Source organism: Sphingobium sp. RSMS, assembly GCF_005406185.4.
GTDB classification, from domain to species: domain Bacteria; phylum Pseudomonadota; class Alphaproteobacteria; order Sphingomonadales; family Sphingomonadaceae; genus Sphingobium; species Sphingobium fuliginis.
Window position 1 is genome coordinate 2,008,197 of record NZ_CM191257.1, and the last position, 25,241, is coordinate 2,033,437.

The 25,241-nt window shown below is 65.1% G+C and carries 27 protein-coding genes and 1 other RNA gene; 8 read left to right on the forward strand and 20 right to left on the reverse strand.

The genetic code is table 11. The features are described from left to right. The first annotated feature begins 40 nt into the window (after positions 1-40). The gene (locus EGM87_RS09580) at positions 41-1,303 is read left to right on the forward strand and encodes an MFS transporter (protein ID WP_130029832.1); all 1,263 of its coding nucleotides are present in this window, start codon (positions 41-43) and stop codon (positions 1,301-1,303) included. On the opposite strand, the gene EGM87_RS09585 is transcribed toward EGM87_RS09580, so the two are convergent. The 9 genes from EGM87_RS09585 to EGM87_RS09625 all read right to left on the reverse strand — a co-directional run bounded on the left by EGM87_RS09585 (position 1,287) and on the right by EGM87_RS09625 (position 9,786). Further along, positions 1,287-1,811 (reverse strand): GNAT family N-acetyltransferase, encoded by a 525-nt coding sequence (locus tag EGM87_RS09585; protein WP_044662708.1) that lies wholly within the window; start codon positions 1,809-1,811, stop codon positions 1,287-1,289. The genes EGM87_RS09580 and EGM87_RS09585 overlap by 17 nt on opposite strands. A gap of 101 nt (positions 1,812-1,912) precedes the next feature. Then, complete coding sequence (locus EGM87_RS09590) at positions 1,913-4,537, reverse strand: TonB-dependent receptor plug domain-containing protein (protein WP_044662709.1); 2,625 nt, start codon at positions 4,535-4,537, stop codon at positions 1,913-1,915. A gap of 343 nt (positions 4,538-4,880) precedes the next feature. Further along, entirely contained in the window at positions 4,881-5,249 is a 369-nt protein-coding gene (gene rplS, locus EGM87_RS09595) for a 50S ribosomal protein L19 (protein ID WP_025547586.1), read from the reverse strand. A gap of 11 nt (positions 5,250-5,260) precedes the next feature. After that, on the reverse strand, positions 5,261-5,992 hold the full coding sequence (gene trmD / locus EGM87_RS09600; RefSeq protein ID WP_044662710.1) for a tRNA (guanosine(37)-N1)-methyltransferase TrmD: 732 nt from the start codon (positions 5,990-5,992) through the stop codon (positions 5,261-5,263). Further along, positions 5,989-6,261: a hypothetical protein gene (locus tag EGM87_RS09605; protein WP_044662711.1), complete on the reverse strand. Its 273-nt coding sequence runs from the start codon at positions 6,259-6,261 to the stop codon at positions 5,989-5,991. Before EGM87_RS09605 ends, trmD begins: the two co-directional genes overlap by 4 nt. A gap of 133 nt (positions 6,262-6,394) precedes the next feature. Then, positions 6,395-6,874, reverse strand: coding sequence for a ribosome maturation factor RimM (rimM, locus tag EGM87_RS09610; protein WP_025547590.1), 480 nt, complete (start codon positions 6,872-6,874; stop codon positions 6,395-6,397). Positions 6,875-6,879: 5 nt separating this feature from the next. Then, positions 6,880-7,332: a 30S ribosomal protein S16 gene (rpsP, locus tag EGM87_RS09615; protein WP_025547592.1), complete on the reverse strand. Its 453-nt coding sequence runs from the start codon at positions 7,330-7,332 to the stop codon at positions 6,880-6,882. A gap of 79 nt (positions 7,333-7,411) precedes the next feature. Continuing rightward, positions 7,412-8,863, reverse strand: coding sequence for a signal recognition particle protein (ffh, locus tag EGM87_RS09620; RefSeq protein ID WP_044662712.1), 1,452 nt, complete (start codon positions 8,861-8,863; stop codon positions 7,412-7,414). Positions 8,864-9,066: 203 nt separating this feature from the next. Further along, positions 9,067-9,786 (reverse strand): hypothetical protein, encoded by a 720-nt coding sequence (locus tag EGM87_RS09625; RefSeq protein ID WP_044662713.1) that lies wholly within the window; start codon positions 9,784-9,786, stop codon positions 9,067-9,069. A gap of 177 nt (positions 9,787-9,963) precedes the next feature. Here EGM87_RS09625 and EGM87_RS09630 point away from each other — a divergent pair, with 177 nt between their 5' ends. The 7 genes from EGM87_RS09630 to EGM87_RS09660 all read left to right on the forward strand — a co-directional run bounded on the left by EGM87_RS09630 (position 9,964) and on the right by EGM87_RS09660 (position 16,628). Next, positions 9,964-11,364, forward strand: a complete 1,401-nt coding sequence (locus EGM87_RS09630; RefSeq protein WP_044662714.1) for an amino acid permease — start codon at positions 9,964-9,966, stop codon at positions 11,362-11,364. A gap of 41 nt (positions 11,365-11,405) precedes the next feature. Next, positions 11,406-12,206, forward strand: a complete 801-nt coding sequence (gene dapF / locus EGM87_RS09635; RefSeq protein WP_044662715.1) for a diaminopimelate epimerase — start codon at positions 11,406-11,408, stop codon at positions 12,204-12,206. A 1-nt stretch (position 12,207) separates the two neighbouring features. Further along, positions 12,208-13,470: a tRNA (N(6)-L-threonylcarbamoyladenosine(37)-C(2))-methylthiotransferase MtaB gene (mtaB, locus tag EGM87_RS09640; RefSeq protein ID WP_044662716.1), complete on the forward strand. Its 1,263-nt coding sequence runs from the start codon at positions 12,208-12,210 to the stop codon at positions 13,468-13,470. A 120-nt stretch (positions 13,471-13,590) separates the two neighbouring features. After that, a complete protein-coding gene (gene ftsY, locus EGM87_RS09645) occupies positions 13,591-14,523 on the forward strand; it encodes a signal recognition particle-docking protein FtsY (RefSeq protein WP_025547600.1) in 933 nt (310 codons plus the stop codon). Between the two features lie 106 nt (positions 14,524-14,629). Next, complete coding sequence (gene ispZ, locus EGM87_RS09650; protein WP_044662717.1) at positions 14,630-15,280, forward strand: septation protein IspZ; 651 nt, start codon at positions 14,630-14,632, stop codon at positions 15,278-15,280. A 172-nt stretch (positions 15,281-15,452) separates the two neighbouring features. Then, the gene (locus EGM87_RS09655; RefSeq protein ID WP_044662718.1) at positions 15,453-16,067 is read left to right on the forward strand and encodes a superoxide dismutase; all 615 of its coding nucleotides are present in this window, start codon (positions 15,453-15,455) and stop codon (positions 16,065-16,067) included. A 123-nt stretch (positions 16,068-16,190) separates the two neighbouring features. Then, a complete protein-coding gene (locus EGM87_RS09660) occupies positions 16,191-16,628 on the forward strand; it encodes a hemerythrin domain-containing protein (protein WP_044662719.1) in 438 nt (145 codons plus the stop codon). A 2-nt stretch (positions 16,629-16,630) separates the two neighbouring features. On the opposite strand, the gene EGM87_RS09665 is transcribed toward EGM87_RS09660, so the two are convergent. The 11 genes from EGM87_RS09665 to mscL all read right to left on the reverse strand — a co-directional run bounded on the left by EGM87_RS09665 (position 16,631) and on the right by mscL (position 25,177). After that, positions 16,631-16,969 carry a hypothetical protein gene (locus tag EGM87_RS09665; RefSeq protein WP_025547605.1) on the reverse strand — a complete coding sequence of 113 codons (339 nt, stop codon included), beginning with the start codon at positions 16,967-16,969 and terminating at the stop codon, positions 16,631-16,633. Then, a complete protein-coding gene (locus EGM87_RS09670; protein WP_044662720.1) occupies positions 16,942-17,490 on the reverse strand; it encodes a J domain-containing protein in 549 nt (182 codons plus the stop codon). The genes EGM87_RS09665 and EGM87_RS09670 overlap by 28 nt, the downstream gene beginning before the upstream one ends. Before the next feature lie 99 nt (positions 17,491-17,589). Continuing rightward, positions 17,590-17,975: RNase P RNA component class A (gene rnpB, locus EGM87_RS09675), an RNA gene on the reverse strand. Between the two features lie 60 nt (positions 17,976-18,035). Continuing rightward, on the reverse strand, positions 18,036-18,734 hold the full coding sequence (locus tag EGM87_RS09680) for an N-acetylmuramoyl-L-alanine amidase (protein ID WP_025547608.1): 699 nt from the start codon (positions 18,732-18,734) through the stop codon (positions 18,036-18,038). A 114-nt stretch (positions 18,735-18,848) separates the two neighbouring features. Next, positions 18,849-19,757 (reverse strand): CheR family methyltransferase, encoded by a 909-nt coding sequence (locus tag EGM87_RS09685; RefSeq protein WP_229742409.1) that lies wholly within the window; start codon positions 19,755-19,757, stop codon positions 18,849-18,851. Further along, the gene (locus EGM87_RS09690) at positions 19,757-20,836 is read right to left on the reverse strand and encodes a chemotaxis protein CheB (RefSeq protein ID WP_025547611.1); all 1,080 of its coding nucleotides are present in this window, start codon (positions 20,834-20,836) and stop codon (positions 19,757-19,759) included. The genes EGM87_RS09685 and EGM87_RS09690 overlap by 1 nt, the downstream gene beginning before the upstream one ends. Before the next feature lie 67 nt (positions 20,837-20,903). Next, complete coding sequence (locus EGM87_RS09695) at positions 20,904-21,269, reverse strand: response regulator (RefSeq protein ID WP_025547613.1); 366 nt, start codon at positions 21,267-21,269, stop codon at positions 20,904-20,906. Positions 21,270-21,363: 94 nt separating this feature from the next. Continuing rightward, positions 21,364-21,801: a chemotaxis protein CheW gene (locus EGM87_RS09700; RefSeq protein ID WP_044662721.1), complete on the reverse strand. Its 438-nt coding sequence runs from the start codon at positions 21,799-21,801 to the stop codon at positions 21,364-21,366. Between the two features lie 18 nt (positions 21,802-21,819). Further along, the gene (locus EGM87_RS09705) at positions 21,820-24,189 is read right to left on the reverse strand and encodes a chemotaxis protein CheA (protein WP_044662722.1); all 2,370 of its coding nucleotides are present in this window, start codon (positions 24,187-24,189) and stop codon (positions 21,820-21,822) included. A gap of 148 nt (positions 24,190-24,337) precedes the next feature. Beyond that, on the reverse strand, positions 24,338-24,613 hold the full coding sequence (locus EGM87_RS09710; RefSeq protein ID WP_025547617.1) for a hypothetical protein: 276 nt from the start codon (positions 24,611-24,613) through the stop codon (positions 24,338-24,340). Between the two features lie 135 nt (positions 24,614-24,748). Next, complete coding sequence (gene mscL / locus EGM87_RS09715) at positions 24,749-25,177, reverse strand: large conductance mechanosensitive channel protein MscL (RefSeq protein WP_044662723.1); 429 nt, start codon at positions 25,175-25,177, stop codon at positions 24,749-24,751. Positions 25,178-25,241: the final 64 nt, after the last annotated feature.

The window sequence follows — 25,241 nt, forward strand, 5'->3', positions numbered from 1 at the left end:
GATGGGGGGCGTGCAAGCGGTGGAAGCAGGGGCCAGGGAAATGGGCGGCATGGGCGCGATGCTGCGCCACAAGCGGGTGCTGGCGGCCAGCCTGATCGGCACGGCCGTCGAATTCTACGACTTCTATATCTACGCGACCGCCGCCAGCCTGGTCTTCGGGCCGCTCTTCTTCCCCGCCTCCTCCCCCTCGGCACAATTGCTCGCCGCCTATGGCAGCCTCGCCCTCGCCTTCTTCGCCCGGCCCCTGGGCGCGGCGGTGTTCGGCCATTATGGCGACCGCATCGGGCGGAAGGCGACGCTGGTGACGTCGCTGATGCTGATGGGCGGATCGACGCTGGCGATCGGATTCCTGCCGACCTATCAGAGCATCGGCTGGTGGGCGCCGCTGATCCTCTGCCTCCTGCGCTTCGGACAGGGTTTCGGCCTTGGCGGCGAATGGGGCGGCGCGGCCTTGCTGGCGGTGGAGAATGCGCCTCCGGGATGGCGGGCGCGCTTCGGCATGTTCCCGCAATTGGGCGCGCCGGTGGGCTTCCTCGCCGCCAACGGGCTGTTCCTGTTGCTGGGCATGTTCCTCACTGACAAGGATTTCTTCGCCTGGGGCTGGCGCCTGCCCTTCCTGGGCAGCGCGGTGCTGGTGATCCTGGGCCTGTGGATTCGTCTGAAGCTCACCGAAACCCCCGAATTCGCCGCCGCTCGGGCCGAAGCACCGCCGCCCGCCGTGCCGCTCGCCACGCTGTTCAAGAGCCATTTGGGCGCGGCCGTCGCGGGCACCTTCGCCTGCGCCGCCTGTTTCGCCGTCTATTATATCGCGACCGCCTTCGCCCTCGGCTATGGCACCACCACGCTCAGGATCGACCGCGAAACCTTCCTCGCCATCCAATTGGGCGCGATCCTGTTCATGGCGTTCAGCATCATCGTCGCCGGCTGGTGGTCGGACAGGAGCAGCCCGACCCGCGTGCTGGTCGCCGGCTGCGTCGGCACGGTGGCGATGGGCGTGATCTTCGGTCCCGCCATGGGCACCGGGCAATTGCTGCCGATCTTCCTGATCCTCAGCCTCGCCCTGTTCCTGATGGGCTTCGTCTATGGGCCGCTCGGCGCCTATCTGCCGCATCTCTTCCCGGTGCAGCTTCGCTATACCGGCGCGTCCTTCGCCTTCAACCTGGGCGGCATCATCGGCGGCGCGCTGGCGCCCATCGTCGCGACCTGGCTGATCCAGGTCCAGGGCGTCGAGCTGGTCGGCCTCTATATGTCGGCAGCGGCAGCGCTCAGCCTGATCGGCCTCTGGTTCACGAGTCGCCAATAGGCTTGCGCATCAGGATCAGCGGCACGCCGCTATCCTCGAACGCCCGCACGTCGACGAAGCCGAAGCTGCGGTAAAGCGGCACGCCCGCCATGGTGGCGGACAGTTCCAGCGCCGCGAAGCCCTCCGCCCGCGCCGCCGCCTCGCAGAGGGAGAGGATCAGCGTGCCCACGCCCTTCCGCACATGATCGGGATGGGTGTACATGGCCCGCACCCTGGCGGCCTCCGTCGCCGGATCGAGCAGCCGGTCGTCCCGCCCCGCGCTATGGTCGCCGCCATAGGCCGTGGCGCGCCGACTCCAGCCGCCGCAACCGGCAATCTCCCCCCGATCCTCGATCACGAAATAGGTGCCGTCGCTGATCAACCGGCTGTCCAGCCCCATGAAGCCATGGCTGGCCTTCACCTGTTCCGGTGTCAGGAAACCGGATTGCAGACGGTCGATGGCCAGGGTCATCAGTTCCAGCAGCGCCGGTTCGTCGGCCGGGGTGGCGATACGGTGGAAAAGCGGCATGGACTGGCACCGATAAAAGGCAGAAGGGCGGCGACGGCTCGTGCCGTTCGCCGCCCTTCCCGTTGCAAGACAGGCAGGCCGGAAGGCCTGTCCGCCTTTTTTCAAAAGGTGACGTTCACCCGCGCATAATAATAGCCGCCATTGATGCCGAAGGGCGAGATGGTCGGATATTTGCTGGTCGAATAGCCGCGTTCGCCATTGGCGAGTTCCGCGTTGCGGATGAACTCCTTGGACCGCTGGGTCGGATATTTGTTGAACAGATTGTTCGCACCGATGGAAAGCTTGATCGGCTTGGCGATCTGGTAGCCAAGTTCGAGGTCGGTGATGAACGCCTCCTTGACCGGCACCTTGATGAGGTCGCCGGCATCCGGGCCGCTGCGCGCGGTTTCCAGCGTATAAACCTGCGAATAATAGCTTTCGCGCAGGTTGGCGGAGAATTTGCCCCAGGTCCAGAAGGCGTTGAACGTGCCCCGGAAGCGCGGCGTGCTGTGCTCCAGCTCCACTTCGCTCGACGCGTCGATAAGGCGCGTCAGCTCGGGATTGACGGTGCTGGAATAGAGCGCGGAAGGAAGCGGATTGATGCCCAGGACCTTGTTGGCGTTGTAATTGCCGGTGAAGGTCAGGTCGAGCTTGCCCATTTCGCCAAGGTCGGTGACATAGCTCGCCACCAGGTCGACACCCCGGGTCCGCATCTTCACGCCGTTGACGAAGCTCTGCACCGACACTCCGCCCTCGGTGTTGCGGTCGACGCCATTGTCCGCGAACAGCACATAGGCCGGGATCGCGTCCGCCGTCCTCCAGTCCGTCACCGTGCTGCTGCCGCCCAGCGCCGCGTTCACCGCGCTCAGCACCGCCAACTGGTTGTAGATGGCATATTGGTCCGCATCGAAGGGCAGGCAGGCCGCCGCATTGCCGCCCGCATAACCCGCCGGGCAGCGATTGCCGGTAAAGCCGGAGAAGGCCGTGGAGGTCATGATGCGGTTGCGGATCGTGATCTGATAGGCGTCCAGCGTGATCGTGAAGTTGCGCGCCGGGTTGATGACCGTACCCAGGCTGAAGTTGGTCGACTTTTCAGGCTTGAGGCCGCCAAAGCCCAGCGACGCCGCGGCGGACGATGCGGGCGGAAGCACGCCGCCGATGAAGCCCGGTCCGACGTTCAGGCCGGAATAGCCTCCTTCGGCCAGGGTCGGCGCGCGGAAGCCGGTGCTGACCGTGCCGCGCAACGCAAAGGCGTCGGAGAAGTCATAGCGGCTGGTCAGCTTGAAGACGGTCGTGTCGCCGAAATCGCTATAATGTTCGTGGCGGACCGCGCCGTCCACCAGCCAGTTTTCCAGCGGCTTGAGGCTGATGTCCAGATATTGCGAGAAATTGTCCCGCTTGTACTTGCCCGCGTCATTGGGGCTGTAGCCGAAGAAGGACTGCGCACCGCCGCCATAATAGGAGGCCGGATCGCCGGCCCGGATGCCATAGGTCTCATGCCGGAATTCCAGGCCCGCCGCGATGTTGACCGGTTCCGAAAGCCCAATGTCCACGGCATGCGTCAGGTCGAGCGTGTTGCTCCACTGGGTGTTGAAGAAGTCGCCATTGTGGAAGGTTTCGGGCGTGAAGCCGGTATCGGCGTAGAGCTGGGCATTGGCCGAATGATAGACATAGACCTTGACCAGATCCTTGCCATAGGTGGACGCCAGGTCGAACGTCGTGTCCCCCAATGTGCCGCGGAAACCGCCGGTCACCGAATAATCGGTCTCGTCGATGCGCTCCTGCGGCTGGAAGCCGCCGGCATAATAGGGCACGCCGCCAGCGCTGACGACGGTCGTCGGCGGGCGCGTATTCTCATAGGCGGCGGCCTTCTTATGGCCGTAGCTGCCGAAGCTGTAGATTTCATAGTCGCCGAATTCATAGCCGGCATTGTAGTTCACGACCGTCTGGTCGATGTGCGGGTCGCCTATGATCCGGTTCGTATAGGGATAGCCGGGCAGGTTCCTGATTTCGGGATAGGTGTTGGACAGGTTGATCGATTGCGGGTTGATGTCGCCCCGGAAGCTGAAGCCCTTGTGCTTCTTCTGCGCCGATATGTTCAGATAAGCGCCGTCGAAGGGCGCCAGGCCGATATTGCCGCCGATCGCATAGGTCTTGCCGCCCTGGTCGTAATATTCGCCGCCGGTCGCATTGATCGAGCCGCCATGGTCGGCCTTCTTCTGGAGGAAGTTGATGACGCCCGCGATCGCGTCCGTGCCATATTGCGCCGCCGCGCCGTCCTGCAGCACTTCCACGCGCTCGATCGATTCGGGCAGGATGAAGCTGACGTCCGGAGCGGCACTGCCGCCATAGGGGCCACCGGCGACCGAGACGTTGGCGGTGCCGTGACGCCGCTTGCCGTTGACCAGGACCAGCGTGTGGTTGGGGCTGAGGCCGCGCAGCTTCATCTGCAGGTTATGCGCCTGAAGGTCGCTGCCGAAGGATTGCGCCTGGACGGAGGGAAGCTGCTGCGCCAGGCTCTGCATCAGGTCCGGGGAGCCCGTGCGCTGCAACGTGTCCGCGCCCAGGAGCTGGATCGGCGCCGGGCTGTCGGCCACCTTCATCCCGGTCAGGCGGGTGCCGGTGACGATGATCGCCGCGCCATCCGTGGCGGAGGCCGCTTGCGGATCGGTCTGTGCGTAAACTGTTGCTGAAGAAGACAGCGCAATAATCATGGCTGCGCGAGAAACGAAACTCTTTTGGTTCATGAACCAGCCCCCTTGCTTCGTTATGAAGAGAGCCTCTCCCGACAGATATTTTCTTGTTCTTACCTGAACAGTTCGTTCAAATCCTTTGAGCTACGATGATCCTGCTCCAGAGCCGCAGGCTTGGATCTTCGAAATATTGAGCAATCTCTGGAAACGGAACGCTGACACAAAACCGCCATCAAAGAAAAACGAATTTCTGCTGCGGCGCAAAATCATGGCTGACGGGGAAAGGGGAAATCCCCGCAATTCCGGATCAAATCATTGATGCATAAAGAAAAAGGCGGCACCCCCATGGGATGCCGCCTGTCTCTTTTTTACAACTGTCAAGACAGTATGAAAGCGATCAATCCTCGCTGCGCACTTCACGGCGCTCGGCAATGCGAGCGCGCTTGCCGGTGCGGCCGCGCAGATAATAGAGCTTCGCGCGACGCACCACGCCCTTGCGGACGACAGTGATCGAATCGATGTTCGGCGAATAGAGCGGGAAGACGCGCTCCACGCCCTCACCGAAGCTGATCTTGCGCACGGTGAAGTTGCTGCCCATGCCCTTGTTCGAGCGGGCGATGCAGACGCCTTCGTAATTCTGGACGCGGCTGCGGTCGCCTTCGACGACCTTCACGCCGACGCGCAGCGTGTCGCCGGGGCGGAATTCCGGAATATCCTTGGCGAGGGCCGCGATGTTCTCGGCCTCGATCTGCTGGATCAGGTTCATGACTTCAAGTCCTACTTTTCGCGTTGCGCACCAGAGGGCGGCTGGTCCCGAACGCCGATATGACGTTCCCAAAGGTCCGGCCGCCTTAGCCGTGTGTCATCCTCCGCCCTTTGTTTCCGCCAGGCGGCGATCTTCGCATGATCCCCCGATCGCAACACTTCGGGGATCATACGCCCTTCCCATATAACGGGCCGGGTGTAGTGGGGATATTCGAGAAGGCCGCTTTCGAAGCTCTCTTCATCCCCACTGGAAGCGGCGCCCATTACCCCAGGAAGCAGGCGGATGCAAGCATCCAGCAGCATCAGGGCGCCCATTTCTCCGCCGGAAAGGATGATGTCGCCCATGCTGATCTGCTCGACGGGCCGGGCGTCGAAAATCCGCTCGTCAAATCCCTCGAACCGGCCGCAGAGGATGGTGGCTCCGGGACCGGCGGCAAGCTGGCGGATGCGCCCCTGGGTGATCGGCGCGCCGCGCGGCGTCATGGCGATGACGGGCAGGTCGGGGCGCTTTTCCAGCGCATGATCGATGGCAAGGCCAAGTATGTCGGCCCGCAACACCATGCCCGCCCCGCCGCCCGCGGGCGTATCGTCCACGGTGCGATGCCTGTCCGTGGCGAAGTCGCGAATGTGGATGGGATCGCAGCCCCATTTCCCCTCCGCCAGCGCCCGCCCGGCCAGCGACACGCCCAGCGGCCCAGGAAACATCTCCGGGTAGAGCGTCAATATCTGCGCCTGAAAGCTCATGCCTTGCGCGCCTTGAACCAGGCGCCCGTCATGCCGCCCAGCAGCGACACCCCGCCGCCCAGCATCAGCGCGATGCCGATGGCGCACAGCAGGTCCGCGAAGGGCCGGTCCGGCTGCACCAGCGCGGGCAGCAGGAACAGCATCGGAATGGGAACGACCATCGCCACGCCCGCGGCGATCTTGAGCGCCCGCGACCAGGACATGGTGAAGAGACGCCAGCCGGCGGCGACCATCAGGAGCAGATAGAGAGCGGCAAGGATTTTCGGCATGGTTCGCGCCCTCTTAATGCCTCCGATTGATCTACAAGCTGCTCCTGCGAAGGCGGGAGCCTGGTTCCACCGTCCGATCTGGGCTCCTGTCTTCGCGGGAGCACGGCGGTTCAATTGCCCTGGCGAACGAAGCTCAAGCCGCAAACGCGGCCTCTATGACCGCCCGCTCATCCGCAATGGTCACCGCATGCATCGGCGCCATGAAACGCTTGCCGTTGGGCCGCTCCACCTCGATGATGTCGCCGGCGCCGAAATTCTCGACCGCCACGACATGGCCCAGCCCTTCGCCATCGCTGGAGAAGCAGGGCAGATCGATCAGGTCGGCATGATAATATTCGCCCTCCCCCAAGGGGGGCAAAGCCGAACGGGGAACGGTCAGTTCCGTGCCGCGCAGCGCCTCCGCCGCGGAGCGATCGCCGACTTCGGCAAAGCGGGCGACCGCGCCGTTCGGGCCGGGGCGCACCGACTTCAACGTCAGCCTGCGCCCCGCCGCATCGAAGCCGTCATAGGATTTCAGGGCCTCAGCCCCCTCCCCGAACAGCTTCAGACGGACCTCGCCCGTCACTCCATGCGCGCCGATGATGACGGCAAGCGTGACGGGCTTGTCGGTCAAAGGGCTCAGCCTTCAGCCGATTCTTCAGCCGGAGCGGCTTCTTCCGCCGGTGCTTCGGCGGCCGGAGCGGCAGCGGCCTCGGCGGCGGCCGCCTTGGCGGCTTCGGCGGCTTCAGCGGCTTCCGCAGCCTTGGCGGCGCGGTCTTCGGCGCGATCCTTGGCCTTCTGACCCGGCTCGGCCTTCTTCGGGTTGTTGCGGGCGGCGCGTTCCTTCACGCCGGCAGCATCCAGGAAGCGGGCCACGCGGTCGGTCGGCTGCGCGCCGGCGGCAACCCAGTGCTTCGCGCGCTCGACGTTCAGAACGACGCGCTTCTCGTCGCCCTTGGGCAGGACGGGGTTGTAGCTGCCGATGCGCTCGATGAACTTGCCGTCACGCGGGGCGCGGCTGTCCGCCACGACGATGCGGTAATAGGGACGCTTCTTCGAACCGCCGCGCGAAAGACGAATGGACGTTGCCATGAAACCTGACCTTACCTTTCTGTACCAAATTACGTGTTTTTCAATTCGTCATCCCAGCTTGCGCCAATGACGAGCAGCTTCACTTCTTCATGAAATTCTGAAAGCCGGGCGGCAGGTTCGGCATATTGCCCCCCAGTCCCGGCAAACCCTGCGGAGGCGCGCCGCCACCGCCCAGCATCCCATCCAGCCCACCACCGGTGAACATCTTGGCCAGCCCTTTCAGGCCGCCCATCTTGCGGATCTTCTTCATCGCCGTTTCCATCTCCTGATGCATTTTCAGGAGCCTGTTGACTTCCTGCACGGTCGTGCCGGAACCCTTGGCGATACGGATCTTGCGCTTGGCGTTGATCAGGGCGGGCTTCTCCCGCTCCTTGGGGGTCATCGACCCGATCATCGCGTCGAGATGGATCAGCGTCTTGTCGTTGGCGCCGCTCTGAGCCATCGCCGCCTGCGCCTTCTTGAGGCCCGGCAGCATGCCCGCCAGCGCGCCAAGACCGCCCATGCGGCGCATCTGGTTGAGCTGGGCGCGCAGGTCGTTCATGTCGAACTGACCCTTGGCCATCTTCTTGGCAAGCTTGTCGGCTTCCTCGGCGTCGATGGTCTCGGCCGCCTTCTCGACCAGCGAGACGACGTCGCCCATGCCCAATATGCGCTGCGCCACGCGGGCCGGATGGAACGGCTCGATCGCGTCCAGCTTTTCGCCGGTACCCGCGAACTTGATCGGACGGCCGGTAACGGCGCGCATCGAGAGCGCCGCGCCGCCGCGCGCATCGCCGTCCATCCGGGTCAGCACCACGCCGGTCAGCGGCACCTGCGCGGTGAAGCTGGTCGCGACATTCACCGCGTCCTGACCGGTCAACGAGTCGACCACCAGCAGGATTTCCGCCGGGCTGGAGACTTCGGCCACCGCCTTCATCTCGTCCATCAGCGCCTGGTCGACATGCAGCCGGCCTGCGGTGTCGAGCATCACCACGTCGAAACCCTGGAGCTTCGCCGCCTGCAACGCCCGCCTGGCGATGTCGACCGGCTGCTGCCCCGGCACGATGGGCAGGGTCGCCACGTCGGTCTGCGTGCCCAGCACCGCCAACTGCTCCTGCGCGGCGGGTCGCTGGACGTCGAGCGACGCCATCAGCACCTTCTTGCGCTCTTTTTCCTTCAGGCGCTTGGCGATCTTCGCGGTGGAGGTGGTCTTGCCCGAACCCTGCAGGCCGACCATCATGATGACGGCGGGCGGGGTCACGTCGATCAGCAGGTCGGACGATTCCGAACCCAGCGTCTCGGTCAGCGTGTCCGAGACGATCTTGACGACCATCTGCCCCGGCGTGACCGATCGCAGCACATCGCTGCCGACCGCGCGCTCGGTCGCCTGATCGACGAACTGGCGCACCACCGGAAGCGCGACGTCGGCCTCCAGCAGCGCGATTCGCACCTCGCGCATCGCGGCGCGGACATCGTCCTCCGTCAGCGCACCGCGCCCACGCAGCTTGTCGAATACCCCACCCAGACGATCGCTTAGCGAATCGAACATCATCACCTCAATTTGGGCCGAAAGGCCCGGAAAACCTTGCTTACCCCGTCAAACGACAAAATCGCCGGCGGGCGAAACCTCGCCGGCCAGCGTCCATCCGGTACTCCTCTTGAGTGCCATGGATCTGTCAGGGTATCGGACGGCAAACCATCCGACTGCTGGCGCGCCCTTAGCGCAAGGGCGCGCCCGACGCAACCGAAAGCGGCTCAGCCGGCCAGGGCGGAAGCCAGCCAGAGGACAGGCCGCGTCGCCGCCAGGACCGGCACGGCCAGTCCCTCCGCCAGAATCGCCGCAGCGCCCACGGCATAGGCGGGATGCACCCCGCCCCGCGTGGCGAGGTCATGGACCATGCCGGCCGCGACGAACAGCATCTGCCCGCTCATCACCGCCAGCCCGCCCCAGGGGCCAAGCAGCGGCATCGGCAGGATGCGTCCGAAGGCAGGCCCGATGATCGCCACCATGGCGCACAGCATCAGCCGCCGATGCCATTCGGTCCGTCGGCGCATCCGGATGGCGCCCGTCAGCAGGGCGGCGAAGACCAGCAGTTCCAGCAGGCTCAGCGCCAGGAAGATCGGCGGCGTGAAGAAGGGCGGCACCCGGTCCAGCACGACCGCCATGCTCATGGTCAGGATGCCCAGCGGCACCATCGCCGTGGCCAGGCCTACGGCCACCCATCCCATGCGCCGATGCAGCGCCATCGACCCGCGATGGGCAAAGGCGTTCTGCATGACGAACAGCAATGTCCAGCCGACGAACACCGCGCCGTGGACATGCACCCAATAGGGCACGCGCGCCACATCCACCATTCCGCGCAGCGCGTAGGAGCCGAAGCCCCCGATCACCGTCGCCGCGATGGCGACCGACATTCCCAGGTAAAAGCCATTTTCCCGCACGGACGCGGGAACGGTCGACGCAGCAGCATCCATGGGACGCCTTCCCCCTTTTCAAGAAGATTTAAGCCGTCGCGACCTTTGTTTGCGTCCCTGTAACAGAATATCAGGGGAGTCGCGAGAGGTGGCCCGGCGCTGCCTTACATTTGTAAAACCCCTTGCCAGCAGCTTCGGCAGCGGCAAGGTGCGCCGTGCAGAGAGGGGAATCAGGACATGGGTTGGACGCGCCGCAAGCCGATGGAGGCGATGATGCCCTCGCATGAGGGGCAAAGGCTGGCGCGCACCTTGTCCTGGCCGCACCTGCTGGCGCTGGGCGTGGGGGCCATCGTCGGCACCGGCATATTGACGCTGATCGGCGTCGGCGCGGACCGGGCGGGTCCAGCCGTGCTGCTGTCCTTCGCCATTGCCGGCGCGATCTGCGCCTGCGCGGCGCTGGCCTATGCCGAACTCTCCACCATGATGCCGGCCGCCGGCAGCGCGTACAGCTACAGCTATGTCGTGCTGGGCGAAGGCATTGCGTGGATCGTCGGATGGAGCCTGATCCTCGAATATTCGCTGGTCGTGTCGACCGTGGCGGTGGGCTGGTCCGGCTATGCCGCACCCCTGCTGACATCGGCGGGCTTCCCGGACCTGTTGACCAGGGGGCCGGAACTTGGCGGCCTGGTCAATGCGCCCGCCATCTTCATCATCGCCGTGGTCGCCGGCCTGTTGATGCTCGGCACGCATGAAAGCGCGCGGCTGAACTCGTTGCTGGTGGTGATCAAGATCGCGACGCTCAGCCTGTTCGTCGCCATCGCCCTGCCCGCCTTCGACGCCCAGAACCTTCAGCCTTTCATGCCCTTCGGCTTCGCCAAGTCGATGGCGCCGGACGGCGTCGAGCGCGGCGTCATGGCCGCGGCGGCGATCATCTTCTTCGCCTTCTACGGCTTCGACGCCATCTCCACCGCGGCGGAGGAGGCGAAGAACCCGGACCGCGACCTTGCCATCGGCATCGTCGGATCGCTGGTCGCCTGCACGCTGATCTATGTGCTCGTGGCGGCGGCGGCGGTCGGGGCGATGCCCTTCACCCGCTTTGCCGGCAGTCCCGAACCGCTGGCGCTGATCCTGCGTGAAATGGGCCAGGGACAGGTGGCGCGAATCGTCGCCATCGCGGCGGTCATCGCCCTTCCCACGGTGCTGCTGGGCTTCCTCTACGGCCAGAGCCGCATCTTCCTCGTCATGGCCCGCGACGGCTTCCTGCCGCAAAGGCTGGCGCTGATCTCCCGGCGCGGGACGCCCGCCCGGATCACCGCCGTCACCGCCCTGCTGGTCGCGATCATCGCCGGCCTGCTGCCCATCGACGAGATCGCAGCGCTGGCCAATGCGGGAACGCTGATCGCCTTCACCGCCGTGGGCGCATGCCTGCTGATCCTGCGCCGGCGCATGCCCGACATGAGGCGCCCCTTCCGCACCCCGGCCGGATGGCTGGTCGGGCTCGGCGCCATCGGCGGCTGCGCCTATCTGTTCATCAGCCTGCCGGCGAAGACCATCCTCGCCTGCCTCCTCTGGAACGCCATCGGTCTGGCCGTCTATTTCCTCTATGGCCGCAGGCGCGCCGCACTGAACGCGGGATAGGCTGGTCTTTTGCCGGCACAGGCCTTACATGCGCGCCCATCATGGGCCGTTTTTCGAAGATGCATGGACTGGGCAACGACTTTGTCGTGATCGACGCGCGGGAAACCGCGCTCGACATGACGGAGGCTCGCGCGCAGGCCATTGCCGACCGTCACGCCGGCATCGGCTGCGACCAGTTGATCCTGATCGGCAATAGCGACCGCGCCGACGTGTCGATGCGCATCTTCAACAGCGACGGCAGCGAGGTGGAGGCCTGCGGCAACGCCACCCGCTGCGTCCCCCTGTTCGTCGGCCGGGACGTGCTGATCGAGACGAAGGCCGGCCTGCTGGACGCAAGGGCCGTCGATGGCGGCGCGAGCGTCGACATGGGCGAACCGCGCCTCGAATGGGACGCGATCCCCCTCGCCTACGCCATGGACACGCTGGCCATGCCGGTAAGCTGGGAGGATCTGCCTGCCCCGGTCGCGGTCAATGTCGGCAATCCGCATGTGATCTTCTTCATGGACCGTCTGGACGGTGTGAACTTCGACCGTCTTGGGCCGTTGATCGAGCATGATCCGCTCTTCCCCGCCCGCGTGAACGTGAATTTCGCGCAGATGGTGGGCGACAATCATATCCGCCTGGTCGTCTGGGAACGCGGCGCCGGCCTGACCCGCGCCTGCGGAACCGGCGCCTGCGCGACGGCGGTGGCGGCGGTGCGGCGCAAGCTGGCGAGCGGGCCGACCACCGTGAGCCTGCCGGGGGGCGACCTTGTGATCGATTGGGCGCCGGGCGGGCACATATTGATGACCGGCCCTGCCACCCATGTCTTCGACGGCGAGGCTGACTGGGCGCGATTCTGACATGGGCGGGCCGCAGATCATCACGCTTGGCTGCCGCCTCAACATCGCGGAGAGCGAGGCGATTCGAGAGATTATCGGCCGCGAGATGCCGAACGCGCAGGATGATCTGGTCGTCGTCAACAGCTGCGCCGTGACGGCAGAGGCCGTGCGCCAGAGCCGGCAGGCCATCCGCCGCGCCCGCCGCGACCGCCCCGGTGCGCGGATCATGGTGACGGGCTGCGCCGCGCAGACGGAGCCGGAAACCTTCGCCGCCATGGCCGAAGTCGACGCGGTGATCGGCAATCGGGAAAAGATGCACCGGACATCCTATCTCCCGAACGGAGGAAGTGACCCGGTCAGGGTCTCCGACATCATGTCGGTCCGCGACACCGCTCCCCATATGGCCAGCGCCTTTGCAGAACATGCCCGCGCCTTCCTGGAGGTCCAGAATGGCTGCGACCATCGCTGCACCTTCTGCATCATCCCCTATGGCCGGGGCAACAGCCGCTCCGTCCCGGCCGGCGCCGTCATCGACAAGGCCAGGGAACTGGTCGGTGCGGGTTACAGGGAAATCGTCCTCACCGGCGTGGACGTCACCAGCTACGGCCCGGACCTGCCGGGCGCGCCGTCGCTCGGCCTGCTGATCGAACGCATGCTGAAGGGGGTGCCCGACCTCCCCCGCCTGCGCCTTTCCTCGCTCGACAGCGTGGAGATCGACGAGCGGCTGTTCGACATCCTCGCCCATGAGCCGCGCATGATGCCGCATCTGCACCTGTCGCTCCAGGCGGGCGACGACATGATCCTGAAGCGCATGAAGCGCCGCCACAGCCGCGCCGACGCCGTGCGCATCGTGGAACGCCTCAGGGCCGCCCGTCCGGAGATCAGCATCGGCGCCGACATCATCGCCGGCTTTCCGACCGAGGACGACGCCATGTTCGAAAACAGCCTCAGGCTGGTCGAGCAATGCGCCATCGTCCATGGCCATGTCTTCCCCTATTCACCGCGCGCAAATACCCCGGCCGCCCGCATGCCGCAGGTGGAGCGGGCCACCATCAAGGCCCGCGCCGCCCGGCTGCGCGCCGCCTGCGGGGCGCAACGGGAACGCTGGCTCCAGAGCCTCATCGGTTCCACCCAATCCGTGCTGGTCGAACGCAACGGGCTTTCCGGACATGCCGAAAATTTCGCCCCGGTGCGTTTCGCGACCCCGCAATCGCCCTCCTCCATCGTCCATGCGACCATCACGGCCCTTGAGAATGGCGCGCTGATCGCGCAAGAGGCAGCGTGAGAGACAATCATTTTTCCGTCATTCCCGCGCAGGCGGGAATCCATCTCCGGGCCGTTCCGCCTGGTGCACCCCATGGGAGATGGATCCCCGCCCGCGCGGGGATGATGCTGGTGGATAGACATGGCTGAAACATCCTGGCGCGATCGCCTCTTCGGCGGCCTCAAGCGCACCTCCGACAAGCTGGGCGAGAATCTCACCGGCCTCTTCTCCAAGGCCGCGCTCGACGAGCAGACACTGGACGAGATCGAGGAAGCGCTGATCGTCAGCGACCTCGGTCCCGCCATGGCCGCCCGCGTGCGCGACCGCCTGTCCGAAGGCCGCTACAACCGCGAACTGACCGAGGATTATCTGCGGGAGATCATCGCGGAGGAGATCGAGAAGGTTCTCGCCCCGGTCGCGCGCCCGCTGGAGATCGAGGCTTTTCCGCGCCCTCAGGTGATCCTGGTCATCGGCGTCAACGGTTCCGGCAAGACCACCACCATCGCCAAGCTCGCCAACCTCTTCCTCGAACAGGATTATGGCGTGATGCTGGCGGCGGGCGACACCTTCCGCGCTGCCGCCATCGGCCAGCTCAAGGTCTGGGCGGAACGGCTCGGCATCCCCATCGTCGCGGGCAAGGAGGGCGGCGACGCGGCGGGCATCGTCTTCGACGCGGTGAAGCAGGCGACCGCCACCGGCATCGACGTGCTGATCGTGGACACGGCCGGGCGCCTGCAGAACAAGACCGAACTGATGGACGAGCTGGCCAAGATCCGCCGCGTGCTCGGCCGGTTGAACCCGGCGGCGCCGCATGACGTTGTGCTGGTGCTGGATGCCACCACGGGACAGAATGCGTTGAGCCAGATCGAGGTCTTCAAGGAATTCGCGCAGGTGACGGGCCTCGTCATGACCAAGCTGGACGGCACGGCGCGCGGCGGCGTGCTGGTCGCCGCGGCGGAGAAATATCGCCTGCCGATCCATGCCATCGGCGTGGGCGAGAAGATCGAGGATTTGCGGCCGTTCGACCCGGGCGACATGGCGCGGGCGATCGCGGGAACCGCCTATGCGCGGTGATCGCTTCCCCTTCGTCATGCCGGCGCAGGCCGGCATCTCTGGCCTCCACGGCTCGACCCGGCCGCACGAGATCCCGGCTCCCGCCGGGATGACGGAGTGAACATATATGGCTGACCCGAAAAAACCGACCCATGGCGGCAATCTCAGCCTCGCGCTGGACTTCGGCCCTCTTCTCGTCTTCTTCCTGACCTATAAGGGCGCGGGCTGGCTCTGGGGGCCGGGCAACCCCATCACCGCGATGATGTTCGGCACCGCCGCCTTCATGGCCGCCATCGTCGTCGCCGTGATCGTCTCGAAGGTGAAGCTCGGCCGCGTGTCGCCCATGCTCTGGCTATCGGCGCTGCTGATCCTCTTCTTCGGCGGCCTCACCATCTATTTCCGCGACCAGAGCTTCATCCAGATCAAGCCGACCATCATCTACGCCTTCTTCGCGCTGATGCTGTTCGCGGGGCTGATGCGGGGCAAGGCGTTGCTTAAATATCTCCTCCAGGCGGCCTATGACGGCCTGACCGAGACCGGCTGGCGCAAGCTGTCGCGCAACTGGGCCCTTTTCTTCGTCGCCATGGCGCTCGCCAACGAAGTCATGCGACGGACCATGAGCTTCGATAGCTGGCTGGCCGTCAAGGTGTGGGGCGTGACCATCGTGTCGGTCGTCTTCGCTGCCGCCAACATCCCCATGCTGATGCGCCACGGCCTGGACCTGGGCGAAAAGCTGGACAGTGACGAGATCGGTGAAACCACCCCGCCCCAGGGTTGAATCGGCCGCCTAATTAAGATCGTTTCGCAATAGGCATATATCTGTTTTCATGGCCGCCGGGGGCGCATATGGGAGGGGCGCGGAGGCGTCCACGCCCCGACAGGACCATTGAACCAATCGACCGCACCATCCGTTCTGCGGCCGACCCATAACGAACCCGAGGAGTTCCGCCATGGCCTTTGTTCTTCCCCCCCTGCCCTATGCCAAGGATGCCTTTGGCGACATTCTGACCGCCGAAACCTTCGACTTCCACCATGGCAAGCACCACAATGCCTATGTCGTGAAGGCCAATGAACTGGTCGCCGCCGACGCCTCGCTCCAGGGCAAGTCGCTGGTCGAGCTGATCAAGTCGTCCAAGGGCGGCCTGTTCAACCAGGTCGGCCAGATCTGGAACCACACTTTTTACTGGCAGTCGCTGTCGCCGATCAAGACCGCGCCGTCCGGCCAGTTGCTCGACCTCATCAACGAGGGTTTCGGCTCGGTCGACGCGCTGATCGAAAAGCTGAAGGCCGAAGCCGTCGGCCATTTCGCCAGCGGCTGGGCCGCGCTGATCCTGAAGGACGGGAAGCTGGAAGTTACCAGCTACCATGATGCGGACACGCCCGTCGCGCATGAGGGCCATCAGCCGTTGCTGATCCTCGATGTGTGGGAACATGCCTATTATATCGACTATCGCAACGCGCGCCCCAACTATGCCGACCGCGTCCTCAAGGAAGCGATCAATTGGGACTTCGCCGCGCAGAATCTGGACGGCCAGGGCGTCAGCCGCGCCGAACAGCCGGCCTGAATGGAGGGCGCCCGCCGCGTGGATTGCGCGGCGGGCGGACCGCTCAAGCCTTTGTGAAGTCCGCACAACTGTTTCTTAACCCCGCGAGCGGAATATGCCGGGCGGGGACGAGGAAAGCGGTGCATGGACCTCGACGAATTGCAGAAGCAGCATGATGAGATAGAGGCGATGGCCGCCCGCTTTCATCAGGCGATAGCGGACGAAAGCGTTCCGCAAAGGCTGGGCCCGCTGCGGTGGCAGTTCGCCCGCCTGCTGATGGCGCATCTGGCGCTGGAAGACCGGATTTTCTACCCCAATATGCAACGGCAGCCGCACGAAAAGCTGCGCGGCACCGCGGCGCGACTCGAAAGTGAAATGGCGCCCATCGCCAGTGACTTCGCCGCCTATATGACGCGTTGGAGCGATGATCGGATCGAACGCGAATGGGCGGATTTCTGCCGTGAAACCCGTGCCATCCTGGCCAGCATCCTGAACCGGCTGCACAAGGAAGAAGGGCTGCTGATGCCCTTGCTGTCCGACGCCGGGCTGATCGATTCGGCCCGGATCAGGCGCGCAGGCTGAATTCAGCCTTCCTTTGCCGGAACCAGGCCCAACGCCTGGGCCAGTTCATCCAGATCGGCGCCCGGCCGCACCAGCAACCAGTCGCGCGATTTTGCACCGTCGACGACTGTGACCGCACCCTTGGGACAAATGCCGAGGCAATTGACCTCGACGATCCCAGCCGCCGCCTTGCGCCCCTTTTTCAGAGAAAGATGCCGGCGCAGCGCCCTGGCAAGCCGCTCGTCCCCGTCCCGGCCGAAACCGCCGTCCAGCTTCTTCGAACATTTGCGGCAGACCAGCACCGCATGATCCCAGTTCGACCGGACGCGATCCTTCAATCCGCCCGCTCCCGCGGTTTCCACGTCCGCCGCTCCTCCACCGCCCGCAGCACTTCATAGGCAGCCTGGATCGTCTGGAAACGCACAGCCGCCTGCGCGTCGCCGGGCTTCACATCGGGATGATATTCCTTGGCAAGGCGGCGCCAGCTCTTCTTCACGGCCTCGAAATCGGCGTCGTCCTCCAGCTCCAGCGCCTGCAGCGCATGCAACTCGTCGCGCGAGCGGCTGCCGTCACCCGGCCCGCCCCAACCATGATAGGCGCTGTTCTGATAACCGCCCGCGTCACGCCGCTCGGCACGTTCGCGCTGCTCCCGCTCTTCCTGGTCCAGGCCCTGAAAATAGTCCCAGTTGCGGTTATATTCCGCTGCATGGTCGGTGCAGAAATACCAGCGTTCGCGGCTGTTGGGCGATTTGGGCGCGGGGCAGTCGCCCGGCCGGTCGCAGCCATGCCGGTCGCACAGGCGCACCTGCTGCGCCTCACGCGATGCGCCGTAGCTGCGCCAGCGGGGAAAGCCCCAGTCATTGGATCGGCTGCTTCTTGCCATGGTTCCAAATTAGGCAGGCCGCAGGCGGAACACCACCCCGGCAGCCGATGAAATTGCCGTTATTTTAAATCCTCCCCATCTGCCGATGGCGAGGATTTAAATGCCAGAGGGCCTGTAAGCCGGGTTCTGTCCCCCTCTTGCGAAGGGTGGCGACCATTCCTCTAGGGGACGGATCGCTCCGTCCCTCAAGCAACCAACCCGGGCGGTCTCAGCCGAAACTGGCCTAGCAGCCGAAACTGCGCGCCGCCCCTATTCGGTCTTGCTCCCGGTGGGGTTTACCGTGCCGCCTTGCGTTGCCGCAGGCGCGGTGCGCTCTTACCGCACCCTTTCAATTTCGCTGAGCCGAAGCTGTAGCGACCTGCTTTCTGTTGCACTGTCCCTTGGATCACTCCAGCCGGCCGTTAGCCGGCACCGTCATTTCGTGGAGCCCGGACTTTCCTCGCCGTGGAAGTTACCCGCCACGCCGCGGCCGCCCGGCCCTCTGGCAGAGGGGCCTATACACAAATCCGGCGCCCCCGTCATCCCCGTTTGGGCGTCGTCCCCATTCAGTCGTCGCCCATCGGCTTGGGCAGCAGCAACGCCAGCAGGATCGCCCGGCACTCGCCATCGATGATTCCATCGATCAGTTCGGGCCGGAAGCGCCGCTGGAACGCGACCACCGCCGCCTGCGGCTCCGCAATGTCGTATCCGAAGCGCTCCAGCGCCAACATGAAGCCGCCGTCGCTCCAATGCGGGTCCATCAGATTCTTGGTCGGGCGCGGCAGGGCCAGCCGCAGACGCGCCAACTGGCCCCAGGGGAACAGTTCGCCGGGGTCCTGCTTGCGGGCCGGGGCGACGTCGCTATGCCCGACGATGTTGCCGCGGGTGATCCTGTGCCGCTGCACGATCTGGTGGATCAGCGGGATCAGCGATCCCATCTGCGCGTCCGGAAAGGGTCGATAGCCCCATTCATGCCCCGGATTGACAATCTCGATCCCGATGCTGGCCGAATTGATGTCGTCGATGCCGCGCCAATGGGCGCGGCCGGCATGCCAGGCGCGCTTTTCCTCATCCACCATGCGGATGACCTGCCCATCCTCCGTCACGACATAATGAGCGGATACCTTGGATTCCGGGCTGGCGAGCCAGTTGATCGCGGTCGCGGCATCGGCCATCCCGGTATAGTGCAGCACCAGCATGGAAATCGGCAGGCTGCGCTCGTCAAAATTGGGCGACGGCGTGTCGATCATCGGGAAGTCGTTCATCGCCAAGGGCCAGTCACTCGCATTCGTCCGTCAGCGCCTTCGGGCGCGCGGACAGACCATGGCCGACAGCGGCAGACCAATCAAGCAGGGCGCGGTATTTTCCCGCCGGGACGATCAGACCGCCCGGCGCATCGCTCCGCCCGATTGCGCCGCGGCGTCGGCGCGGCGTCCATAGCCGCCGCGGAATTCGGCATGGGGGACGAAATCCTCGCTATGGCCGATCACCGTCTCGCCCGCGCCCAGCAGCAGGACAGAGCCCGCATGGCTGTGCCGGGCGAGAAGACGCAGCACGCTCTGGCGGCGTTCGGGCGTGAAGTAGAGAAGCACGTTGCGGCAGAGCAAAAGGTCATATTCGCCCTGGGGCGCATGCGCGTCGAACAGATTGTCGGTGCGGAAATCGATCATCTGGCGCAGAGCCGAATTGGCGCGCCAATCGTCGCCCGAAGGGTCGAACCATTTGAGCAGGTCCCCCACCGGCAGGCCCCGCTGCACGTCCATCTGCGTGAAGATGCCCGTCTTCGCCTGCGCTATGGCGGCGGTGGAAATATCGGTCGCCAATATCTCGATCCGCCAGCCGCGCCAGCGCGCCATGTCGTTGCAAAGCTGGATCGCCAGCGAATAGACCTCCTGCCCAGTCGAACAGCCCGCGCTCCAGATACGCAGCGTCCGGTCCGATCGCTGTGCATGGATGCGCGGCAGGATATGGCGGTGGATCATGTCGAATATCTGGAGATCGCGGAAGAAGCTGCTCTCATTGTTGAGCAGCGCGTTGACCACGTCATTTTCCAGCATCGCATCCTTGTGCCCCATCAGCCGGGAGGCAAGTGCATCCATGTCGCTCAGCCCATGCGCCCGCAGCACCGGCTTCAGCGCCGTCTCCATCCGCCAGGCCCGGCTTTCGGACAGGATCTGACCGGTGCGCGCTTCCAGCAGGCCGGAAAAGATGCGCGCCGCCCCGCGCATGGGATCGGCGGAGGAAACGGAGCCGGACAGGAGGGGGTCGGCCGAAGGGGGCAATGCCATCAGTTTCTGTTCTTTCCTCTTCGCGCCACGAAATCCATGATCGCATGGGGTTCCAGCAGGGCGCAGTTCAATCCTTCTCCGGCGACCGATCCGGGCATGCCCCAGACCACGCTGCTCGCTTCGTCCTGCGCCACGATCCATCCGCCGGCCGCCACTATGTCCCGCGCACCGGCGGTGCCGTCCCGCCCCATGCCCGTCAGCACCACGCCGGCCGCGCCCGCGCCATAGGCCTGGGCCATGCTGGCGAACATCGGGTCGACGCCGGGCAGATTGCCGGTCGGCGTGCGCTGCGGATTGAGCACGACGGACACCCGAGCATAAAGCCCCCGCCGAAGCTGGAGATTGGCGTCGCCCGGCGCGACATAGACGATGTCCGGGGCCAGCAACTCGCCCTGCTCCGCCACCTTGACGCGCAGGGACGTCATCCGCCCCAGTTGCTGGACGAAATAATGGGTGAAGCTGGCGGGGAGATGCTGGGTCAGCAGGATCGGCACGCCCAGCGGCGCGGCCAGACCCGCGAAAAGCTGTCCCAGGGCATGGATGCCGCCGGTCGATGCGCCGATGCCCAGGCAGGCGAGCGGCTGGGCCGCCTGCTCCGGATCGGCCCGCAGCGGCGGCCGGACCGCCACAGGCATGGCTTCGCCGCTGAACAGGCGCGATAGGCGGTCGATCAGGGCCTGGGGGAAGTGCTCACCGAAGCTGCCGCTTCCCGGCTTCGCCAATATGTCGCTCGCGCCCAGCGCCAGCGCTTCTACCGCCGCGGCGCTCCCCTCCTCGCAATTGCCCGACAGGATCACGACCTTGGCGCGCGGATTGGTCCGCAGGATCGCGGGCAGCGCCGTAAGACCGCTCTGTCCCGGCAATTCTATGTCGAGCAGGATCAGGTCGACCTCATGGTCCCGCAAATAGCCCAGCGCATGTTCGGCGCTGTTGGTCTTGTGCGTGACGGAAAACCGCCGGTCGGCGTTCAATATCCGTTCGATGACCGTCCTGACCACGACCGAATCGTCGACGATCAGGGTACGCAGCGCCCTGTCCTCGTCGCGGCTGCTGGCCATGATCGGCACGTGAACGGTCATCGAGGGAAATCTTTCTGAACAAAATCGGGGAGGTCGGTCGAAGATCGCTCGATCCGAAGCGCTACGCCTAGATGACGCCGACGATCGTCAGCTTGCTTTCCAGCGTTTCGCGGTCGAACGGCTTCATCACATATTCGTCCGCGCCGGCTTCGACGGCGGCCTTGATATGGCTGATGCCGTTTTCCGTGGTGCAGAAGATGATCTTGGGCCGCGCGGACAGATTGGCGTCCGGCAACGCCTGGAGGAATTCCATGCCGCTCATCACCGGCATGTTCCAGTCCAGCAGGACCACGTCCGGCACGGACGTTTCGCATTGCGTAAGGGCGTCACGCCCGTCGACCGCCTCGCTCACCGAAAGATCGAGCGATTCCAATATATGGCGGGCAACTTTGCGGATGACTTTCGAATCATCCACGACCAGGCAGTTTTTCATAGAGCGTCCCTTGTTTTGCGTCCCATCGTCACAAGCCTTAACCGGCAAAGGCGAGGATTTGGTAAACGCCGGTACGAGATCGTGCGATCTGGCGTCATGCCGCCTGGGCGACGGTGCCGGCCTCGATGAAGCCGCTCAACGACACCAGCAGATAGGGCTGGCCCTCATGCTCCACCAGACCGCGGGCATAGGGCGCCCAGGCGGCATCGAGCTGGCCCCGCAGCGGCAGCTCGCCCTCCGGCACCTGGCAGATGTCGTGCACGGCATCGACCATCAGCCCATAGCTGTGGCCGCTGATGTCCGCGATGATCGCGAAGACCCGCCGCTCCATAGGCGTCGGCCGCCCCCGGACCAGCGCGGCGACGTCGATGACGGTCAGCACCCGGCTGCGCAGCGCGGACAGCCCGGCGACATGCGCGCCCATGCCCGGCACCGGCGAGATGTCGGTCAGCTTGACCACCGCCTCCACCTCCCGGGTTTCGACGGCGATCCTCGTGCCCGCCAGCGTGGCGAAGAGGTAAAGCTGGTTCATGCGGCTATTTCTCCGTTCCTATCGCCGCGATCCGGCGAGCGCGGCCATCAGCGCGTCCTGATCATAGCGATAGATGCTGCTGTCCTGGGGTCCGGCGGGTCGCGGCGTGGCGCGCAGATGGACGATGCGGCAGCCCAGCAGTTCGCTCGCCTGGGAGGCGTCCGATCCGGTGAACAGCACCACATCCTGCGGGTCGACCGCTTCGTCGGCGGGCAGGCCCATCACCACATCATGCCCGGCCTGGCGGAGCAGCGGCGCCAATATCTCGCGCGTCCAGCCATCTTCGCTGTCGGCCAGCAGGCAGCGACCGCCGCTCCGTTCCGCAACCGGCTCCTCCGGCAGGGCGGCGAACAGGGCGAAGGGGTTGATCACCTCCAGATGCTCGCCATCGATCACGGCAACCCCGCTCAACAGCCCATGCATCGCAACCATGTCCGGCACGGCGGGCATTTCCACGATGTCGAGCACCGCGGCAACCGGATAGCAGGCCTCCCTCGCGCCGTCGCGCAGGCGGAGCGCGGCGACCTTCTCCTCGGAAAAAGCATGATGGCCGTTGGCGACCGGCACCAGCCGCCCGTCCAGACGCACGAAGCCGCGCCCGCCCGACCGACCGAACAGCCGGGCATCTATGTCCTCGACCCGCTCGATCAGCGACAGCTTCAGCAAGCGCCGCTCGCCCGAATACTCCTCGAACCGCAAGGCGGGCACCATCTCGACACCGCCCTGCGCCTCCTCATCCTCCCCGGCCCGGCGGGCCGCATGATCGTCGATGATGTTGGGCAGGCGCGCCGCGTTGGCGAGGCCCGCCGCGTCCAGCAGCAGCATCGGCTTGCCATTGTCGGGCAGGGTCATGCCGGCATAGACGCCCGACGCCATCACCAGCGGCGATGCGGGACGGATCACCAGTTCCTCATGATTCTCCACCGCCGACACGCCCATGGCGAAGGGCACGCCGGTCGCGGAACGCACGACCATTACGGCACGCGGCCCGGACTGCGCGACCCGCTCCATGCCCAGCACGTCTTCCAGATCGATCATCGAATGGCGGATGGAGCGGATCGTCGCGATCTTGGCCCCGCCGACCTGCGCGATGTTCAGCGTCTCATTGTTGTCATGCAGGATTTCCACGACCGCAGCGCGAGGAATCGCGAAATGCAGGTCGCCGGCCCGCACGATCAATCCCGGAATGATGGTCAGCGTCAGCGGCACCCGCAAGGTGATGGTCAATCCGCAGCCGGGCCGGTTGTCGAGCGCGATGACGCCGCCGATCCGCTCCACATTGGCGCGGACCACATCCATGCCGACGCCGCGCCCGGAAATGGCCGTGACCTGACTGGCGGTCGAAAGGCCAGGATGGAAGATCAGGTCGAGCTTCTCCGCCTCGCTCATCCGCGCGGCTGCTTCCGGCGTCAGGCGGCCCGCGGCCATCGCCTTGTCGACCAGCCGGCCGGTATCGATGCCCTGCCCGTCGTCGGAAATCTCGATGACGATCTGGTTGCCCGACTGGCGCGCCTCCAGCTTCAGCCGCCCCGCTTCGGGCTTGCCCAGCGCCCGGCGCCTTTCCGGCGTTTCTATGCCATGGTCGATGCTGTTGCGGACGATATGGGTGAGCGGGTCGACCACCATCTCCACCATTTCGCGGTCCATTTCGACATCGCCCCCCTCAAGGCTGAGGTCGATGCGCTTGCCCAGGTCCCGGCCGAGATCGCGCACCATGCGCGGGATGGCCGTGAACAGGCGGTCGACGCGCTGCATCCTGGTCTTGGAAATGGCGTCGCGCATGTCCGCGACGCAGGTCGACAGTCTTTCGAAGGCGCTTTCCAGTTCCGGATCGCCCGACCGCTCGCGCAGCTTGCGCGACAGCTCGTTGCGGGCCAGCACCATGTCGGACACGCCGTTCATCAACTGGTCGATCAGCGACAGGGGCAGGCGGATCGTGCGCGGCGCCGATTGCCCGCCGGAAGCGCGCGCGACGGCGACGGACGCCGCCGGCGCCTCGCCCTCATCCGGCGCGGACGCTTCCTTCTCCGTCAGGGCGGCGATCAGATAATCGTCATTCTCCTGCGGCAGCGCAGCGCCGATGGCGACCGCCTCGGCCAGTTCCGCGATCCGGTCCATAATGCCCAGAACGGCGCTGACGGTGGCAGGATCGGCAAGGCGCTTGTCCGCCCGGATTTCCGACAACACATCCTCAGCCGCATGGCTCAGCCGTTCGAACCGCGGCAGGTTGAGGAAGCCGCAGCTCCCTTTCACCGTATGGAAAAAGCGGAAAATGGCGTCCAGCCGGTCGCGGTCCGTGGGGTCGGCTTCCCAGGCGACGACCTCCCCCGCCAGCGCCTCCAGCGTTTCCTGCGTTTCCGATATGAATTCCTGGAGTAGCTCGTCCATTCCACCGCCTCATGGGATAGGCGGCGGACCATGGCGCGGCTGTGGTTAAATCCCCGTTAAAGAGGGGTGGCACGGCAACCATGAAAGGAAAAGGGGCGCCGCGACCGGCAGTCGCGGCGCCCCTTTCGGCTCGGTAACAGCCTTGAACTTAATGCGCCTCGGTCTTCTCGACCGAGTCAGCCGCCTTCTCCCCGGCTTCGCGGGTGGCGTCCGCCTTGTTCTCCAGCGCGTCCGCGGCGTTTTCAGCGGCGCTTTCGGCATTGCCGCTCAGATTATCGGCCATCGCTTCCATATTGTCGGCCTGGTTGTCGATGGCGTCCGCCTGATTCTCATACGCGTTCTCGACCTTGTTCTCCTGCTTGGAATCGCATGCAGCAAGCGCGATCAGGCTGGCAAGGCCAAGGACTGATACGAAGGTTTTCACGGCGTTTTCTCCTGTTGCGCCCCCATGGGCTGACGTCATTCGGCAAGGGGACCGGATGCCCGGAACCCTGACGCCCATCAACTGGTCGCGCGAAGGATGGTTCCCGCCGCACGCTCCTTTCGTCGCGGAAACGACTTATTTTTTCAGGGAATCGCGAATTTCGCGCAGCAGCAGCACGTCCTCCGGCGTCGCGGCCGGCGCTTCCTCGGGCTTGGGCATCAGCTTGTTCACCGCCTTGACCAGCAGGAAGATGATGAAGGCCAGGATCAGGAAATTGACGAACACGGTCAGGAATTCGCCCCAGCCGAACATGGCGACATTGGCCGCCTTCAGGTCGGCATAGCTGTCCGGGTTCCCCTTGAACCCGGCGGGAATCTCGCCCAGCCGGATGAAATAGCCCGAAAAGTCGGCCCCGCCGAAGATATAGCCGACGACCGGCATGATCAGGTCGTCCGTCAACGACTTGGTGATGGTGGCGAAAGCCCCGCCGATGATCACGCCGACGGCCAGGTCCATGACATTGCCGCGATTGATGAACGTCTTGAATTCGGAAATCAGCGCCATGGCGAACCCCTTGTCCCGATTGCGATATGGACAGCATGAGCCGTTGCGAAGGCTTCGACAACCG